Annotated in this window: 12 protein-coding genes and 1 pseudogene; 6 read left to right on the top strand and 7 right to left on the bottom strand. The window is 63.3% G+C overall.

Going from position 1 to position 17,632, the window contains the following annotated elements; genetic code table 11:
- Positions 1 to 283: 283 nt before the first annotated feature.
- From IYW40_RS03255 to IYW40_RS03280, 6 genes and pseudogenes are all read left to right on the top strand, one after another.
- A complete protein-coding gene (locus tag IYW40_RS03255; protein ID WP_196399355.1) occupies positions 284 to 2,290 on the top strand; it encodes a hypothetical protein in 2,007 nt (668 codons plus the stop codon).
- A gap of 143 nt (positions 2,291 to 2,433) precedes the next feature.
- A pseudogene (locus tag IYW40_RS21615) lies at positions 2,434 to 2,643 on the top strand (sensor domain-containing diguanylate cyclase); the annotation flags it as partial.
- A 63-nt stretch (positions 2,644 to 2,706) separates the two neighbouring features.
- Complete coding sequence (locus tag IYW40_RS03260) at positions 2,707 to 3,321, top strand: diguanylate cyclase (protein ID WP_246720611.1); 615 nt, start codon at positions 2,707 to 2,709, stop codon at positions 3,319 to 3,321.
- A gap of 749 nt (positions 3,322 to 4,070) precedes the next feature.
- Entirely contained in the window at positions 4,071 to 4,253 is a 183-nt protein-coding gene (locus IYW40_RS03270; protein ID WP_196399358.1) for a hypothetical protein, read from the top strand.
- A gap of 76 nt (positions 4,254 to 4,329) precedes the next feature.
- Entirely contained in the window at positions 4,330 to 5,880 is a 1,551-nt protein-coding gene (locus tag IYW40_RS03275; RefSeq protein ID WP_196399359.1) for a CHAD domain-containing protein, read from the top strand.
- A gap of 161 nt (positions 5,881 to 6,041) precedes the next feature.
- The gene (locus IYW40_RS03280; RefSeq protein WP_246720607.1) at positions 6,042 to 6,890 is read left to right on the top strand and encodes a hypothetical protein; all 849 of its coding nucleotides are present in this window, start codon (positions 6,042 to 6,044) and stop codon (positions 6,888 to 6,890) included.
- 51 nt (positions 6,891 to 6,941) lie between these two features.
- Here the strand turns inward: IYW40_RS03280 and IYW40_RS22030 are convergent, their stop codons facing one another.
- The 7 genes from IYW40_RS22030 to IYW40_RS03310 form a co-directional block, all read right to left on the bottom strand.
- Positions 6,942 to 7,070, bottom strand: coding sequence for a hypothetical protein (locus IYW40_RS22030; RefSeq protein WP_281432857.1), 129 nt, complete (start codon positions 7,068 to 7,070; stop codon positions 6,942 to 6,944).
- A 119-nt stretch (positions 7,071 to 7,189) separates the two neighbouring features.
- Complete coding sequence (locus tag IYW40_RS22200) at positions 7,190 to 8,896, bottom strand: protein kinase (RefSeq protein ID WP_196399361.1); 1,707 nt, start codon at positions 8,894 to 8,896, stop codon at positions 7,190 to 7,192.
- A gap of 14 nt (positions 8,897 to 8,910) precedes the next feature.
- Positions 8,911 to 10,173, bottom strand: a complete 1,263-nt coding sequence (locus IYW40_RS03290; RefSeq protein ID WP_196399362.1) for an MFS transporter — start codon at positions 10,171 to 10,173, stop codon at positions 8,911 to 8,913.
- Complete coding sequence (locus IYW40_RS03295; protein ID WP_246720613.1) at positions 10,154 to 12,910, bottom strand: nitrate reductase; 2,757 nt, start codon at positions 12,908 to 12,910, stop codon at positions 10,154 to 10,156. The genes IYW40_RS03290 and IYW40_RS03295 overlap by 20 nt, the downstream gene beginning before the upstream one ends.
- 32 nt (positions 12,911 to 12,942) lie before the next feature.
- Positions 12,943 to 14,532 carry a sulfite reductase subunit alpha gene (locus IYW40_RS03300; protein ID WP_196399364.1) on the bottom strand — a complete coding sequence of 530 codons (1,590 nt, stop codon included), beginning with the start codon at positions 14,530 to 14,532 and terminating at the stop codon, positions 12,943 to 12,945.
- On the bottom strand, positions 14,529 to 16,283 hold the full coding sequence (locus IYW40_RS03305) for a NirA family protein (protein ID WP_196399365.1): 1,755 nt from the start codon (positions 16,281 to 16,283) through the stop codon (positions 14,529 to 14,531). Before IYW40_RS03305 ends, IYW40_RS03300 begins: the two co-directional genes overlap by 4 nt.
- A 1-nt stretch (position 16,284) precedes the next feature.
- Positions 16,285 to 17,517 (bottom strand): FAD-dependent oxidoreductase, encoded by a 1,233-nt coding sequence (locus IYW40_RS03310; RefSeq protein WP_196399366.1) that lies wholly within the window; start codon positions 17,515 to 17,517, stop codon positions 16,285 to 16,287.
- Positions 17,518 to 17,632: the final 115 nt, after the last annotated feature.

Below are 17,632 nucleotides of genomic sequence, written 5' to 3' on the forward strand. Positions count from 1 at the left end.
TTGATAATTTGTATTTCATTTTGATATGAAGGCGCCTCAGATCCGCCCTGCGCACTTCGCAAATCCGCTTCGCGCCGAGCCTTATTGCGAAGGCGGCGGTTGTCGCTCAAGCCGTTACGCTGACTCTGTGGCGGAACAACGTCATGGCGCTGCATAAGAATGTCGCGCGGCCGCGCGCCCGATGGCGCTGAATTGCGCGATTGCTGCGCGCGCGGATATGCTTCCCCAGACTTCAGCTTCGCATGGCTACGGCGCCATGCCTCACGCTCGGGCGCGGCCGTCAATGTGGAGAGAGCAGTTCGACTATTACTGGGATGGGCGGCGCCGGCTGGCCATCGGCTGGTTCGAGGGCGCCGAACGCGCGACGGTCCGGCCGGAACTCACGGTCGTCTCGGCGCGCGACGAGCGCTTTACGAGCGCGCCCACACTCGTCGACGTCATCGGCGCCGCGCGCTGGCGCGCACGCGTCATTGTCGTTGATGTGCCTCCTGAGCACCGATTCGTCCGACTGACCGCCGCCGACGGCGCCGATCTCATCCTGGCCCTCTCTGCGGAGCGCGAGCTGCCGCAGGGCGGCGACTGGCGTCTGCTCCTGACCTTGCTGCCGGACGCCGGCGGCGCCGACCCCGTCGCCTTTCGGCTGGCGGCGTTTCCGGCGCGGGGCGACGTCGAACGGCTGTCGCGCGAGCAGACCGCGGCGGGCGGCGCGCGATTGGTATGGGCGATCGGCCAGCGCCGCGTCGTCGAACGCGCCGACAACGCCGTCGTCATCCGCCTCGCGCCGACGCGCCGCATCTTCCCGGCCTATCAAAGCCGACTCGTCCTGGAGGCGGCGCCGTTCGAATCCTCGGCGGCCGCCGACGCGCGCGAGGCGCCCTTCGCCATCATGGAGCATTGGCTGCGCGAACCCGGCGCGCCGCGCATTATCCTTCGCCTGCGAATTCCCGATTCAATCGAAGAGAGCGCCACGTTGCTCGGCCGGTGCAGCGTCGCGCTGGCGATGAATCAGCGCCGGCGGCTGAAAGGCTGGACGCTTGAGCAGCGGTCGGCGGGAGAACCCGCCGTCGATCCGCTCACCTTCGACGACCTGCGGCAGGCGACGGGCGATCCGCATGAACATCCCGATGCGGCGGAAACGGCGGAGCCGGTCGTCGTCGGCAATCTTTTGGCGCTGCTTGTCGATCCCGAAGAGGCGGAGGTCGACGGAATCGCCTTGCGTCGCAGCCGCGAGAAAGCCGCCCCCGGCATGGGCGAAACCGCGGAAATCGAATTTTACGGCGCGGCCCTTGGCGACGACGTCGGCATCGTTTGCCCGGCTGCGGGGCCCGGCGATCTCGGCATCGCCCCGATTGATCCCGGCGGGCCCGCCTTCGCACGGCTTTTTCGCGTTGAAGGCGACGGGCTCGCGCCGCGCCGCGCGACGGATGACGACGGCCTTCTCGACGAGCTCATGCGCCGCGCCGCCGACGCCGCGCGCGCCGCGACCGGCGCAGCCGCCCGCGCCGTGGCCGAACGCGCCGCCGGTCTGAAGGGCCGGCGCGACAAGTTTGTCGCTTCGCTGAACGGCGCTCTGGCGCGCGCGGAAGTCGCTGCGCGTTTCGAGCCGCCGGGCCTGTGGGATGCGCTCGAGCCCTTGGCGCAAGCGAGCTTCGCCGCGCTCGTCATCGGCGAGACGGGGCCGGCCCGCGCGCGTCTGCAGCAGCTCGGCGGCTATGGCGCCTTCTGCGCCGATCCCGCGCTTACGGCTGGAATTGCGGAGGGCGGCGAATTTGCGCAATCCGCGCGCCTTTCCGCCGAAACCGCGCCAGCGCGCGTCGCGCCTTCTCTGCTTGCCCGCTATCTCGACGCGTGCGGCGCCCAAGGCATGGCGCCGGCTGGCGTTGACGCCACGCAAGAAGCGCGGCTCATGCGCGCGCTCTTGAAGGAACCGGACGTCGCCGCGTTGCGCGAGGCGCGCGTCGCTCTGGCGATCGACGACGGCGTCCGGCGCGAAGCGGCGAAGGCGGCGCGACTCATCGTCGACGCCGCCGCGGTCGAGCGGGCGCGCGCGCATTTTGCGGAAGCTGGCGCGAGGGACGCCGCCGACATGCTCAACGCCTATCTTGACGTACGGCGCGCCGGCGGCTGGACGCCGCCGCATGAAGCGCCGACTCTCGCCGCGCTCGTCGCGCGCGCCGGCGTCGAACTCGACGCCGCGCGGCTCGAAGCCGAAAGCCTCGCGCAGGCGCCGCCGGCTCAGGAGCGGTCGAAGGGATTATTGGCTGCGATGCGCGGCTTATTTGGACGCTGATGGCCAAGGCCCGCGCGGATTCCCCGCTCGCTTGCAAAGCTGCGAAAGCGGCAACCAGGTCCCTTCTCAAGAATGTGACACTGAATTGGAATATTCTGCCGCGGAACGCGTGGCGCAAGCTACGCTGAAACCTTCGGTGCCTCATGCCCTTTTCCAAATTGAGCCGCGAGCAAAAGCGGACGACTCTGAATGAGCTCCGGCAGTCGCTTTTTCAGCACGAACTCTGGTACGAGAACTTCAACAGAACGATCATTTGCGATCAGGTTCCCGACGAGCGGGACTTCCAGGAAGATGCAAACCACAGGTGGCCGCTCGGACAATGGCTGCATGGCGCTGGCGCCAGTCGTCTGGGTTCGCACCAAAGTTTTTCCCAGATTTTGCTCGCGCATGAGCTTATGCACCGGCACGCGGCAATCATGCTGCGAACCGCGTCGGAGCACCGGTCCATTCCTCTCGACGACTATGAATTATTCCTGTCGGCCCTCAAGCAGGTTCGCGCCCAATTAGTGACCATCAAGCACGAACTCGAGGATGCGCTTCGTAATCGCGATCCGTTGACGGGCGCAGGGAACCATATCGCGATGTTGACGGCGTTGAGCGAGCGGCAGGCCCTCGCGCCGAGACCCACATGTCTCGCGATGATGGATCTGGATCACTTCAGGGAGGTGAACGACACATACGGCCACACGCTCGGCGATGAATTTCTCGTGCAATACGCAGAATTCGTGATGTCCCACTTGCGCCCCCATGATGAGTTTTTTCGCTTTGGAGGCGAGAAGTTCCTCTACTGCGCCGCGGATGCGGACCTGGAACAGGGTCGCGCAATCGCAGAGCAGTTACGAAAAGGCTTATCGGACAGGGAATTCTTCGTCGAAGGCTATTTGCCGCTCACAGTAACGGCTTCCTTCGGGCTTGCGCTCCTCGACCCATCCGTTCCGGTCGAGCAATCGATCGAGCGCGCCGACCAGGCATTGCACGCCGCCAAAGCCGCAGGTCGCGATCGGATCGCGAATTGGCAGGCGCCAAACTAGCCCAACATCGGCGGACGAACTCGCACGCGCCGCTGAGGCGGCGCGCGACTCGCACAGCAGCAACCCCGCCGCCGCGACACACCCATTGGCGAGAGGTAGAACTCGCCCGTCATGAGAGCGTAACCGAAAGGCGATAGCGATGCGGCTTTCAAAACCCGGAAATTTTCGCCCCGCCGGCGCCGAGTCGGCGGGGTTTTCTGCTGCGCAGGGAGAGCACGCATAGGCGCGATCACCGACCTAAAGCTGAAGAGGTCCTCTCGGCCTTGAAGGGCGGCTCCTGCTCAATCTATTCAAAACGTGGTGGTCAGGCGACGCTTGCCGGAACGTACGCGTGTTTCTAGATGAAGCGTACATGCAATCCAGGAACTTTGTTCAATCCGATGTTATCATTAATGTTTGGTAACACGGGAACCGGAGTTCGACGAACCTGGTCCTGCGAGAATGTTTAGCGCTGAACGCCGTTCAATCGCGGCGCGGTTTATTCGCCGCGCCTCCGAAGGATTTTGTGGCGAGAAGCTGCTCGCCCACGTACATGGCGATCGCCCCGAGGCGACAATACGAGATTTGACGGTAGGCGCTTTTATAGCGGTCACCCGAAAACAAGTGGACCAAGCTGCGGTTCTCGCCATTTATGACGTTGCCATTCTGCTTCGTCAGGCGAATAACTTGAGTCTGTAATCGATCGTGGCCGATGCACACTTGGCTCAGACCATCAATTCGATGCAAAGTCACGGGTTCAAGAGGACGACATGACAGATAGCGAAAAAACCGAAGCGGAAATTTTGCAGCAGTGGATTGAGGCTGTCGGCGGCAGCATCTCTCTTGGAGAGAGCCTGTTGAAATCTGTAGAGGTGTCAAAAAGAGGCGATAAGCTGACGATCGTGCTGAAGAAAAAGAAGCAGAAAAAAGGGTCCGACCAAACACAGCCATAGTCGCTCCGGACCGACCCGCCGCGGTAGCGCCTGTCGATCGCTACGCGCCGCTACAAAAATGATATAAATTCGTCACATGAGCGAGATCGAGCTAAAACTCTTGCTGGACAAGAAGATGTCGAGTGAGATTTGGGCGCGCGTGAAGGCGTCGAAGCTGGCTCACGGCGCTCCTGTAACGAGAACGCTCAGAAGCATTTATCTCGATACGCCCGAGCACGCACTGAACAAAGCGGGAATTGCGCTGAGGCTCAGGCGCGATGGGCGGCGGTGGATTCAGGGCGTAAAAACCAGGGCGACATTGCATGGCGGCCTTTCGCAGGTCGGCGAGGTAGAGAACCCGGCGCCTGGCGGACGCCTGTGTCTCGATGCAATTTCTGACTCATCGATTCGGGAGGAGATCGTTGACCGCGTCAACGGCGCCCCGCTTCAGCCCGTTTGCGAGACGGTGATCACGCGCAGGACGAGCGAGCTGACGCTTTCGGACGGGACGCGCGCGGAGCTCGCGCTCGACATTGGCGAAGTTCGGGCCGGCGAACGCTCCGCTGAACTCTCCGAATTGGAAATCGAACTCCTCGCAGGCAACGCAAGCGGACTGTTCGACATTGCGCTCATCCTGGTTCCCGATGGCGGGTTGCAGTTCTCCCGACTATCCAAGGCCGCCCGCGGCTATTTGTTAGCCGAAGAGGGGCGGATCGATCAGCCGCTCGCGCCCCGCAATGCTCAAGATATTTTGCTCGATCCGGCGCAAACCGCCGAGCAAGCGGCGCGTGACGTCTTGCGCGAATGCCTCGATCAGATCGCCACGAATGTGCTCGTCGTTCGCCAGCTGGACGACGACGAAGGACCGCATCAGCTGAGGGTCGGCCTGCGGCGGTTGCGCAGCGCATTCTCGGTCTATGCTTCCGTGTTGGGAAACGCGGTGATGAAACGGCTCGACGGCGAAGCGCGTTGGCTTGGCCGGGAGGTCGGGAGCCTGAGGGATCTCGATGTGGTGGCGAACGACATGGCGCGGCGGGAAGCCGAAACTCATCCCGACGAGCCCGGACTTTCAGCCCTCGCCGATGTGGTCTTGCGGCAGGCGCGAGAACGGCGCGAGCAGCTGCGCAAGCTTCTTGCCGGCGCGCGCGTGCAGGCGTTCCTCATTGATCTTGCGCGGTTCGTGGAGACGCGTGGCTGGCTTGTCGCGCAAGATTTCGGCCAGACCGAGCGGCTGGCGGCGCCAATTGCGGCCTTAGCGCGCCAGTCTCTCAACAAGCGCTGGAAGAAGACCGCTAAGCATGCTCAGGGACTTGCGACGCTGACCGTTGAACAGCGCCACGAGCTGCGCAAAGAGCTCAAAAAGCTGCGCTATGCAGTCGAGTTCTTTTGCTCCTTATATCCGGCGAAACGAATCGATCCTTTCTTGAAGCATCTTAAGAAGCTGCAGACCGTGTTTGGCGACCTCAACGACGCCGCGACAATGAAAGCCATGTTCACGGGAACGGATGTTCCCGGCGCCGAAGCTCCATCGGTACAGCGCGCCATCGGCTGGATGATCGGGGCGAGTCAGGCGCGCGCTGAATTGGGATGGATCGGCGCCAAGGCGCTCTGGAAAGATCTCGAACAGACCCGCCCGTTCTGGAAATGACGACGTCGCAATCGCCGCGCCAATGGGCGTTTCCTTGGTAATCTTTGGATTGCCCTTGGCGCTATGTTACCAGGTAAATGGTTGGACGTTGAGATTGCGGCCGCGCGACGCGATGCGCGCTGTCTTGTTGATGGATGTCGGATATTGGGAGACTGAAATCTATGCAAAGCGATCCGTTCAGCGAGATCAACGCCACCTTCCGAACGCTTTACGGCGCAAATCGCGACGAGGTGTTCGCATCGACGCCGGTCTCTGCGATCACATTGATCGGGACCGGCGAAATCTGGCGTATTGAGCATGGCGCAGTCGTAAAATCCTATCCGCCGACGCCGTGGCTTTCGCAGGTCAAGTCGCTGATGCATGCGGTCATCGGCGTCCAGGGAACCTGGGCGCGCCTGGTGCGTGGGAAGGACCTTGAGTCCGCACGGCTTGCGGCTGTCCGCCTGAATAGGGCGCTGGAGGAGGCCGTCTCGCGTCTGTCGCGCGAGCTGCCCGCCGAACTTGTGTCTCCCGCGCAAATCGTTCTCGGTCAGCTGCTTCAGCTCTCAGTCAACTGGGCCGCAGGTCAGATGGCGACGCCTGCGGAGCTCCCGGAAGCTCTCGAAAAGGTTCAGGTCGAACTTGAAAAGATTATCACCGCAGTGGGAGAGGCGGTCTACGCATCCATCGTCAGAGGCTTGCACGGCTTCATCGACGAGACTGACCCGGCCGTTTGGGAGACCTGTCTCGTCTGCGTTTGCGGCGTGGCCTTTGGGCGCCGCGACAATATTGAAATCGCAGCCGCCATGTCGTTGATGGGCGAAGAATCGGTCGGAACGCGGCTTCTCTATCTCGAGAATGCGCATGATCTGCCTCAGGCCATGGCGTGTTTGGCTGCGGCTCTCGCCGATAGGGATCTCGGAGAAGGCGTTTTCAATGATCCCTATCGTATGTGGCGCGATCTTCTGGGCGACGTCGCCGCGAGGCATGTTGGTAAAGGTTTCTTCCCGACGCTCGGCCGCGATCGATGAAGATTGTGTTCTGCGCGTCGGCCAGAGCCGACTGCGCGCGACCGCGAAGCGTCAGAAGAGCCCCGCATTATAGGTGGCGACGTGACTGAATTCGCCAAGGGCCATGGCGATGTTGAGCGCTTCGGTGGCCAATGCGATGGCGACGACTCCGAAAATGCCTGTCGTGATGATCGGTCCCATGACGTTCTCCCTTCTGCGTTAATCAGAAGTTAAGGAGAGACGCGCGCTGGCGCTGTGCGCCGACGCACAAGCCTTGAGCGCCGGGAGCGCCCGGCTCAAGGAGATTCCCTACGCCGCCCCTAGCGATAGAAAAGCGCGACCGCCAACAAGAGCGCCAGCAGCAAACAGAGCGTCTGCCAGAACACGACAGGGTTGCGTTCGTAGAGGGATTTTTTGCGCAGCGTCAACGGCTGCGCGCGCGCCGAGCCGTTTTCAAGCTCGAAGGCAAACTCCAACACGTCGCCGAAACGATCGGTGCGCTCGACGGCGATCGCTTTGACGATGGCGGCGTCGAGCCAGGACGGAAGGTCGGGTCTCTTGTGGGCGAGCGGCGGCGGCCTGGTGAAGCGAGGTCGGCTGAAGGGCTCGATTTCGCCGTAAGGATAGCAACGGCTGAACATGCGATAGACCGTCACGCCGAGCGCATAAAGATCCGACGCTTCGTCGCCGGCGGCGCCGTCGAAAAGCTCCGGGGCCATATAGCTCGGCGTGCCTGGCGCATGCGCTTCCGGCAAATTCTCAAGATTCGGCGCACGACAGACGCCGAGATCGACGAGACGCAGCCCGCCATCCTTGAGCAATATAATGTTATCCGGTTTGATGTCGCGATGGATGACGCCGCAGCGGTGCAGGGTCGCGATGGCGCGCGACAGGCGCGTGGCGATCGAGGCGCCCTCAGCAAGGTCGATGCGCGGTTCGCGCCGCAGCCGCCGCTCCAACGTCTCGCCATCGTAATATGGCATCACCGAATACAGCCGGCTTTGTCTGCCCGGGTGCAGTTCGACAACTTCGCCGATGAACGGACTTCTCACCCGCGCAGCAACCCAGGCTTCATTGACGAAGGCGAGCCGGTAGGCTGCGTCATTGGCGACGCGCGGATGCGGAAATTTCAAAACGACCGCTTTTCCGTTCTGCGTATCCGTCGCCCGCATCAGCCGACTGTAGCGCCCTTCGGAGAGAAGGTCGTCAATTCGAAAATCATCGACAAGATCTCCGATCGCCGGCAGCTCGCCAATCCGTAAGGCTGCGAAGGCGCGCGACAGGGCGCGCTCGTCGGCGGGCGGCACATCGACGACGTCAACGACAAGCGCAGTGACATTGTCATGGCTGCCCGTGTCGAGCGCCGTCTGAACAATCCTCTCCGACGTTTCCTGCGGCCCGCCCCTTTCGGCGAGCAGCGCACGAAGCTTCGCGTCTGGCAACACGCCATGAACGCCGTCCGAACACAGCAGAAATCGATCATGCACATTGAGACTATGCATTCCTTGGTCGAATAGAAGCGCATCGTCGAAGCCGACCGCGCGAAGGAGCGCATGCGCGAAATCACCGCGACCTAAGGTGTGATCTTTCGTCAGTCTTTCGAGGCTGGCGCCAGCGAGTCGGTAGACGCGCGTATCGCCAACATGGAGAATAAAGGCCGTTCGGCGCGACAAGATCAGCGCGCTGAACGTCGTCGCCATGCCTTCCAATGAAGGATCGACTCTCGACTGAGCGGCGATCCAGCTGTTCGCCGCTTCGAGCGAGCGGGCGGCGGCGCGACTGACGCCCAAAGTCTCCGGCTGCGCATAGTAGCCGTCGATGAAGGCGCGGACGGCGGTTTCAGCCGCCGCGCGCCCGCCCTTGTGGCCGCCGACGCCATCGGCGACGGCGGCGACGACGCCCTGCAAGGCACCGGCGCCGCCTGAACCCAGGCAAAATGCGACATAGTCCTGGTTGTCGGGCCGTCGGCCTTTTTGCGTCGCAAAGCCCGCTTCGATTCGAAGATCATGAACGACGCGGACCGACACGGCTGTTCCTCAGCTCAGATTCGCGCGCCGGAAACGGCGCCCCAGGTCGTGCGCCAGCGCGTCTTAACGAAGATCAAACCGACGAGACCGAGCAGCGCAAGGAAACCGAAGAAGACGAACCCGGCGGTGAAGCCGCCCGTCGCTCCTTTGGAGTAAGCGAGCGTCTTGGCGAGGAAAAATCCGCCAAACCCACCCGCGGCGCCGACGAGGCCCGTCATCGCGCCGATCTCCCGGCGGAACCGCTGCGGCAGCAATTGAAACACCGCGCCATTGCCCATGCCGAGCGATAGCACGCCGACAGAGAACAGCGCCACCGCTGCAAAGGCGACGGGCGGCAGCTGCATCAGACCCCATCCCGCAACGCCTTTCGCCGGGGCCGGTCCCGCCGGCAGAAAGGCGACGGCGAAATAGCAGGCGGAAACGAGAACGAAGAGGAAGCACAACGTCTTCACCCCGCCGATGCGGTCCGCGATATAGCCGCCGACGGGCCTGAAACCCGAACCGAAGGCGACGATCAGCGCCACCATGAGGCCCGCGGCGACTCCTGTGGCGTGATACTGCGTCGTGAAATAGAGCGGAAGCGCCGAAGCGAGACCAACGAAGCCGCCGAAGGTGATGAAGTAGAAAAACATGAACCAGCGGCTGTCGGAGTCCGCGAGCATTCTGCCGTAGTCGCCAAGAGCGATCGTCGTTTTGCCGCCGGGCGCGTCCTTAGCGGCCAGCGAATAAATGAGCAGCACCAGAACCATCAGCGCGAGCAGCACGCCATAAACGGCCTGCCATCCGTAGGCCTCGGCGATCGACGGCGCAAAAAGCGTGTCGAGCACGACCCCCATATTGCCGGCGCCGGCGATGCCCATCACCAGACCCTGGTATTGCGGCGGATACCAGCGGCCGGCCTGCGGCAAGGCGACGGCGAAGGAGGCGCCGGCGACGCCGAGGGACAAGCCGAATAGCGCGATGGCGATCGAGCTGCTCAGGCCAAAGACGCACACCAGAGATACGGCGAACATCACGATCGCCTGCGCGAGGATTCCCGTCATCTTCGGGCCGATCGCGTCGGCGAGGAGGCCGAGCGGAACGCGGAAGAATGCGCCGCCGAGAACCGGAATCGCGACAAGCGAGAGTTTGTCCTCGACGGAAATCGGCATGTCTTTGGCGATGTAGATCATCAACGGCCCGAGCGAGACCCAGGCCATGAAGCTGATATCAAAGTAGAGGAAGGCCGCAAGCAGCGTCGGCCAATGACCGGCCTTTTTAAAATCCGACAGTTTCATCAGATGCTCCTTCTTTCATGCGTGTTGGATCCTCTCGCGCCAAATCCATCGCAGACTTGGCGGCGAGAGAAATTTTGATGAGACGTTGAATTTCCGGTCGGCAGGAGCCGCAATTGGAGCCTGCGCGGGTGGCCTTGCCGACGTCGGGCGCCGAGCGGCAGCCTTGCTGGATTGCGGCTTCGATTTGCTTTTGGCCGACGCTAAAGCATGAACAGACGAGCGGACCGTCATCCGTCAGTTGTCGGCCCGAGCGACCGGACAACAGCGACAGTCGCTCTGACTGATCGAGACGATCGCGGGCGAAGAGTTCGAGCGCCAGGTCCCAGGATTGTGCAACGGGAGACAAAGCCCAGATGAGCGTTGCGCGGTCCTCGACGAAGGCGGCGCCCGAAAAGCGGCTCTTCGTCTCATCGATCAATTGTGCGACATCTTCGCTCGCCGCAGCGGCGCGGATGATGTCTGTCCAGTCGTCATCTGACAGGTCGGCGGCGACGCGGTAGCCGTAGCCATTGGCGACGGCGATTCGCGCCCACCATACGCCCTCGGGCAGCGTGATCGAGCCGCGCGAGAGGAGGAAGCCCTGGCGCGCAAAGCGTAGCGGCGTGACGGCGGCGGGCGTCGCCTTGGATTCCGGCTGACCCGAGAAGGGGTCGACGAAGGGCGCGACGAGCGCGCCAATGCGCGCATCCTCGGCGGTTTCATCGGTCCAGTGGATCGGCGCGAAAACATGCCCGGCGGGCTGACGATCCGTCGCCACCGCGCGCAAGACGCAGCTTCCATAGGGCGTCACGACGCGAGCGAATCCGCCATCCTCTACGGCAAAGCGCTCAGCGTCCGACGGATTGATCTCCAGGAAGGGTTCAGGAAGATGCCGCGCAAGGCGGGGGCTCGCGCCCGTGCGCGTCATCGTGTGCCACTGATCGCGGATGCGGCCGGTGTTGAGCCGGAGCGGGAAGTCGTTCGTCAATGTGGTCGCCAACGTCGGCTTCGCCGGCGCGATGAATGTGGCTCGTCTGCCCTGCGAGAAGAACGCGCCGTCGGCGAAGAGGCGCGCGCGGCCCTTGCCGTCGCCATCGCGGATTGGCCACTGCGTCGGCTCGAGCGCGTCATATTCAGCGTCGCTCAGCCGCGCCAGCCCGCCGATATTGAAAGCGCGCGCGCCATTATTCTCGAACGCCGAGAGGGCGGCGTGTTCGCGAAAGACGTCGGCGGAGGAAAGGTAGTCGAAGCCTGCAAAGCCCATGCGTCGCGCGACATCCGCGAAGATCGCCCAGTCGGCGCGCGTTTCTCCCGGAGCAGGCATAAAGGCGCGCTGACGCGAGATTCGGCGCTCCGAATTCGTCACCGCGCCACTCTTTTCGCCCCACGCCTGCGCCGGCAGGAGCAAATGCGCGCCGCTATTGATCGTGTCGTTCGACGTCACATTATCGGAGACGATGAAGAGTTCGAGCTTGCCGAGAGCGGCGCGCGCGGCATTGGCGTTTGGAAGCGACGCCGCCGGATTGGTTCCGACGACCCACAGCGCCTTGATGTCGCCGCGCGCGATGGCGTCGAACATCTGCACCGCCTTCAATCCGTCACGCGCCGCCATGCGCGGCGCATTCCAGAAGCGGCGAACGCGGTCGATGCTGTCCGCGTCGAAGCCCATATGGGCGGCGAGGCTGTTGGCGAGCCCGCCGACTTCGCGCCCACCCATGGCGTTGGGCTGACCCGTGAGCGAAAAGGGCGACGCGCCGGACTTGCCGACGCGGCCCGTCGCGAGATGGCAATTGATGATCGCGTTGACTTTGTCCGTTCCCTGCGCCGATTGATTGACGCCCTGCGAGAAGGCGGTCACGGTGCGCGTCGTTCGCGCGAAGAGTTCGAAGAAGGCCGCAATATCGACCTCACGCAGCTGCGTCGACATTGCAGTCGCTTCGATCGACGGCGCAATGTTCCGGGCCGCGGTCAGAGCGCTTTCGAAACCGGTTGTGTATTGGCGAATGTAGTCGGCGTCGAAGGCGCCGACTTTCGCGAGATAGACAAGCAGTCCGCAAAACAGCGCCTGATCCGCGCCCGGCGCGATCTGCAGAAACAAGTCGGCGCTTTCGGCCGTCGGCGTGCGGCGCGTGTCGATGACGACGAGCTTGGCGCCGCGCTCCTCCTTGTTGCGCATGATGCGCTGGAACAGAATGGGATGACACCAGGCGGCGTTGGAGCCGACGAGCACGATGAGGTCGGCTTCGTCCAGATCCTCGTAACAGCCCGGCACGACGTCGGCGCCGAAGGCGCGCTTGTGGCCCGCGACCGTTGAGGCCATGCACAGGCGCGAATTGGTGTCGACGTTGGCGGAGCCGATGAAGCCCTTCATCAGCTTATTGGCGACATAATAGTCCTCGGTCAGCAGTTGACCGGAGAGATAGACGGCGACGGCGTCGGGACCGTGCTCCTCGACGATGCGGCGAAATCCGTCCGCGGCCTGGTCCAGCGCCGTATTCCAACTCACGCACGCGAAGGCGCCGTCAGACTGACGGCGCATCGGATAGAGAAGGCGCCCCTCCAGCCCGAGCGTTTCGCCGAGAGCTGAACCCTTAGAACAGAGCCGGCCGAAATTTGCAGGATGGGCCGGATCGCCAGTCACGTCGGCGCCATTTGCGGACGCGAGCACGCCGCAGCCGACCCCGCAATAGGGGCAGGTCGAGCGCGTCGTCGTCGCCTGAACAGGCGCTATGCTGCTGTGCGGATTTTCAAGCGGCATGGGCGTCAGGACTTCATCGAGCATGAGCGGCCTCAATAGACGTCCTGTTGATAGCGCCCGCTCTTCTTGAGCTGCGCGACGAAGGCGACCGCTTCATCGGCGTTGCGGGCGCCGAATTCGGCGACGACGTCGACAAGCGCGCGTTCGACGTCCTTGGCCATGCGCTGCGCATCGCCGCAGACGTAAAAATGCGCGCCTTCCGCAAGCCACGCCCATAATTCACGGCCGGACTGGCGCATGCGGTCCTGCACATAGAATTTTTCCGCGCCATCACGCGACCAGGCGAGCGACAGACGCGTGAGCAGATTTGTCGCCTTCATCGTTTCGAATTCCTCGGCGTAGAAAAAATCGCAGGCCGAACGCTGGTGTCCAAAGAAGAGCCAGTTCCTGCCGGGCGCGCGGGTCGCCGCGCGCTCATGCAGAAAGGCGCGAAATGGCGCAACGCCGGTGCCAGGCCCGATCATGATGATCGGGGTCGCGGGATCATCTGGCAGGGCGAAGCCATGCGCGGATTGCACATAGACCGGAAGGCTGTCGCCCGGCGCGATGCGCTCGGCGAGAAAGGTCGAGGCGACGCCAAGACGCCTGCGCTTGCCGACGACATATCGAACCGCGTCGACCGTCAGCGACAGACGTCCCGGCGTCGCCTTGGGGGACGAGGAGATGGAGTAAAGGCGCGGCTGCAGCGGCTCCAGCGCTTCGACAAAGGCTTCCGGATGTGGCCGGGCGCCTGGAAATTTCTGCAGCACGGAGAGCACGTCGAGCGTTGCCGCATCGCCGTCAGGATCTTTGCCTTGCGCCAGCAAACGCGCTTTTTCACGCTGTCCGCCGCCGGTAATGAAGGAGATCAACTCGAAAAGCGCATCAGGCGCCGGAGATAGCGAAACCTCGCTTAGCAATGCTTCGCGCAGAGTTGAGTTACGCACGGGCGTTACATGCGAGGCGCCAAGCATGGCGATGATCTGGTCGACGAGGCCGAGATCATTTTTGGGAAACACGCCGAAACTGTCGCCGACCTTGTAGCTGAGTTCGCTGGCGCCGAGATCGAACTCGATATGCCAGGTGTCTTTTTCCGAGCCGTCCTTGTTCAGCCGACGGCGAGAAGCGAAAGTCGCGCGCGCCGGATTGTCGCGCGAGCAGCCGGGCGCCGCAACGATAGTGGGTTCAACTTGCGCAACAACGGTCGGCGCCGGCGAAGGCTGATCCAGCTCCGCCGCAAGCGCCTTCACCATGCGCGCCGTGTCCTTGCCGCCGGGCGCGCAGAGATTGAGGCGCGCTTCCTGGCGCGCCGCGAGAGCGTCCGCATAGGTCTCGCAATTATAGCCACACTGGCCGCAGTCCTGTTGCGCCATGGCCGCCATCAGACGGCGACGCAGCGGACGGCCTTGGGCGAGCTGCATGCGCGATTCGAGCGCCAGCGTCTGGTCATGCCACGGCGCCTCGCCATCGTCGCTATCGGCGCCAGCCATTACGGCGGCGTTGGCTTCTGGCGAGAGCGGCGTGATCGAGCTGTCATCGGGCGCGGCGAAGCCCGCAAAGAAGCCGCTGAGCCAGGCGCGCTGCTCGGGCGTGAAAGGCGCGTTCGGCGGAATGAGAAAAGGCGGAGAGGACATATGGGTCACGCCACGCTCTCCTCATTGGCGAGACGGCGAAGCGTCTCGATGTCGTGACGGCGCGCGAAGCCGACAAAGGTTTCGTCCGCGTTCGCCCGGTTCTTTCGATAGGCGCGAAGAATTTTCGCCACCATTTCCGGCGCCTCTTCCGCTTTCACATTTTGATAAAGTTCGGCGGCAATGCCGGCGTCTTCCGCGAAGCCGCCGCCGACGAGAATGTGATAGCCCTCGACCGCGTCGCCCTCGTCATTCACCGGCACGCGCGCGCCGATCAGTCCGATGTCGCCGATGTAATGCTGCGCGCATGAATGATGGCAGCCGGTGAGATGAATGTTGATCGGCGTGTCGATGGGCGCCGCCGTCTCGCAATAGGCCGCGATTTCTTCCGCATGCCGCTTGGTGTCGGCGGCGGCGAAACGGCAGCCGAAATTGCCCGTGCAGGCGACGAGTCCGGCGCGAATCGGCGAGGCCTGCGTCGAAAGACCGAGAGCCTCAACCCGCGCGACAGCTTCGGCAATCTGTGCGTCGCTAACGCCGGTGATCAGCACATTCTGCCACACGGTGAGACGCAGTCCGCCATCGCCGAATTGGCGCGCGATCTCGGCGAGACCGCGCGCCTGCTCGGGGGTAATACGACCGACCGGCAACGCAACGCCGATCCAATTGAAGCCCGGCTGCTTTTGCGGATGCACGCCGATATGCGCGGCGCGATCCTGACGCGGGCGGACGGCGATCGCCGCCGCGTCTACGCGAAGCAGCTTGCGGCCGAGCTTGTCTTCGACGGCGGCGAGAAATTTGTCGAAGCCCCAGGCGTCGAGCACATATTTGAGCCGCGCCTTCGCCCGGTTGGTGCGATCGCCTTGTTCAATGAAGACCCGCAGAACCTTGTCGGCGACCTCCACCGCCTCGTCCGGCGAAACGATCACGCCCGTATCGCGCGCGAAATCCTTGTGACCGGTAATTCCGCCGAGCGCGAGGCGGAAATAAACGCCCGGCGCGACGCCATGCTCGTCGTTCACGACGATGGCCTGAAAGCCGATGTCATTGGTGTCTTCCAGCGCGCCGATCAATCCCGCGCCGTCAAAGGCGATGTTGAATTTGCGCGGCAGACCATACAGCGAGCGGTCGTTGAGGATGTGGTGGTGCATCGCGCGCGCATAAGAACGCGTGTCGATGAGTTCCTGCGGATCGACGCCGGCGGTCGGCGTGCCGGTGATGTTGCGGATATTGTCGGCGCCGGAGCCCTTGCTCCAGAGCCCCAGATCCTGAATCGCCTCCAAAATATTCGTGGCGTTTTTTGGCGCGATTTCGCGGATCTGGATATTGGCGCGCGTCGTCACATGCAGATAGCCGCCGCCATAATTTTCCGCGAGATCGGCAAGCCCGGCGAACTGCCAGTGCGTCAGTGCGCCATTGGGAATGCGCAGCCGGCACATATAGGAATCCTGCGCCGGCGCGACATAGAAGAGCCCATAGTAGCGCCAGCGGAAATTGTCGGCGGGCTTTGGCGGCGCGTTCTCTTTCGCTTGAGCGACAAGGCGCGGCCAGGCGTCGAACGGATGCTCCTCGCGCTTCCATTTTTCCTGATCGGTCAGCTTGCCGCCTGTGGTCGTGACGCGGTCCTGCGCGGATAAATGCGCGGCGTCCGGCCCCATCGGCTGCGCTTGCGCGGGCGGCGTCTTTTGTCCGCCGCGCGCGGAAAAGCCTGCTGCGAAGCCTTCGAGATAGCGCTTCTGGTCGAGCGTGAAATCGACGGACATGTCAGGCCGCCTCTTGCATCGGCGCGCCGAACATCAATTCGTCGCGCATAGATGAAATGTCCGCGCCGGAGCGGATGAGATCGAGAATATCTGCGGCTCCGTTCGTATCTCCTACCAGGATCGCGCCAACGAGCCTGTCGTCGCGCACGACAAGCTTGCGATAAATCCCCATGCGCGCGTCCTTGCAGACGATGCGGCGCGCATCGCTTTCGCCGAGATAATCGCCGGCCGAAAAAACACGCACGCCGGAGACTTTCAGATTGGTGGAGACGACGCTGCCGCCATAGGACGCGTCTTGTCCGGCGAGTCGCATGGCGAGAACGCGGCCCTGCTCATAGGCGGGCTCGACGAGGCCGTAACAGACGCCGCGATGTTCGGCGCATTCGCCGATGGCGAAGACGCTTGGCGCGCTTGTCTCGAGACCATCGTCGACCTTCACGCCTCGCCCGACGTCAAGAGCGGCCTGTCGCGCGAGGTCTGCGTTGGGCTGAATGCCGACGGCGAAAATCACGGCGTCGACCGGAATCATCTGTCCGTCGGCGAACTCTACACTCTCGACTCGGCCCGAACCGTTGATGCGCGTCGCGTTGGCGTTGAGAAGCACGCGCACGCCTTTTTCTTCAACGAGGCGGCGCAGGATGTCGGCGCCGGCCGCATCGAGTTGGCGCTCCATCAGCCGATCCATGACATGGGCGAGCGTCACGTCGACGCCGCGTCGCGCAAGGCCATAGGCCGCCTCCAGTCCGAGAAGGCCGCCGCCGATGACGAGCGCGCGCGCGCCTTTGCCTTCCAGCCGCGACAGCGCGTCGACGTCCTCGACGTCGCGAAACACGTGAACGCCCGGAAGATCAGCGCCTTCAATGGGCAGCCTTGCCGCGCGCGAACCTGTGGCGAGCGCGATTTTCGAATAGTCGACGCTCTCGCCATTATCGAGAAGGATGCGCCGCGCCGCGGCGTCGATCTCCATGACCTTGCGGCCGCTCAGGACCTCGACGCCGGCGGCGCGCCACCATTGCCGGGGCTTGAGCTCGATGTCGTCGACCGACAATTCCCCGGCCAGCACCGAAGACAGCAGCACGCGATTATAGGCAAGCCGCGGTTCGTCTCCGATCACGAGAATGTCGTATCGACCCGGCGCCCGGTTCGTTAGCTCCTCGACGAAACGCGTGGCCGCCATGCCGGCCCCGACGACGACAAGCTTCTCGCGACTTTTACAATCCTGCAATCCAGTCATGTGTCGACTCTGCTGAACGGCCGAACGGTCCGGTCACAGGTCGCTTTGCCTTACGGGTGATGAGAACGGGCAAGACGACCGAAGCGCGACGCAAATTGCGAAATCGCTTCTGTGA

Origin of the sequence: Methylocystis sp. H4A (assembly GCF_015709545.1) — a bacterium.
Classification (GTDB): Bacteria; Pseudomonadota; Alphaproteobacteria; order Rhizobiales; family Beijerinckiaceae; genus Methylocystis; species Methylocystis silviterrae.

Coding starts and splice junctions, on each gene's coding strand:
- IYW40_RS03255 (WP_196399355.1), top strand. CDS start 284: ATGTGGAGAGAGCAGTTCGACTATTACTGGGATGGGCGGCGCCGGCTG.
- IYW40_RS03260 (WP_246720611.1), top strand. CDS start 2,707: ATGCTGCGAACCGCGTCGGAGCACCGGTCCATTCCTCTCGACGACTAT.
- IYW40_RS03270 (WP_196399358.1), top strand. CDS start 4,071: ATGACAGATAGCGAAAAAACCGAAGCGGAAATTTTGCAGCAGTGGATT.
- IYW40_RS03275 (WP_196399359.1), top strand. CDS start 4,330: ATGAGCGAGATCGAGCTAAAACTCTTGCTGGACAAGAAGATGTCGAGT.
- IYW40_RS03280 (WP_246720607.1), top strand. CDS start 6,042: ATGCAAAGCGATCCGTTCAGCGAGATCAACGCCACCTTCCGAACGCTT.
- IYW40_RS22030 (WP_281432857.1), bottom strand. CDS start 7,070: ATGGGACCGATCATCACGACAGGCATTTTCGGAGTCGTCGCCATCGCA.
- IYW40_RS03290 (WP_196399362.1), bottom strand. CDS start 10,173: ATGAAACTGTCGGATTTTAAAAAGGCCGGTCATTGGCCGACGCTGCTT.
- IYW40_RS03295 (WP_246720613.1), bottom strand. CDS start 12,910: ATGCCGCTTGAAAATCCGCACAGCAGCATAGCGCCTGTTCAGGCGACG.
- IYW40_RS03305 (WP_196399365.1), bottom strand. CDS start 16,283: ATGTCCGTCGATTTCACGCTCGACCAGAAGCGCTATCTCGAAGGCTTC.
- IYW40_RS03310 (WP_196399366.1), bottom strand. CDS start 17,517: ATGACTGGATTGCAGGATTGTAAAAGTCGCGAGAAGCTTGTCGTCGTC.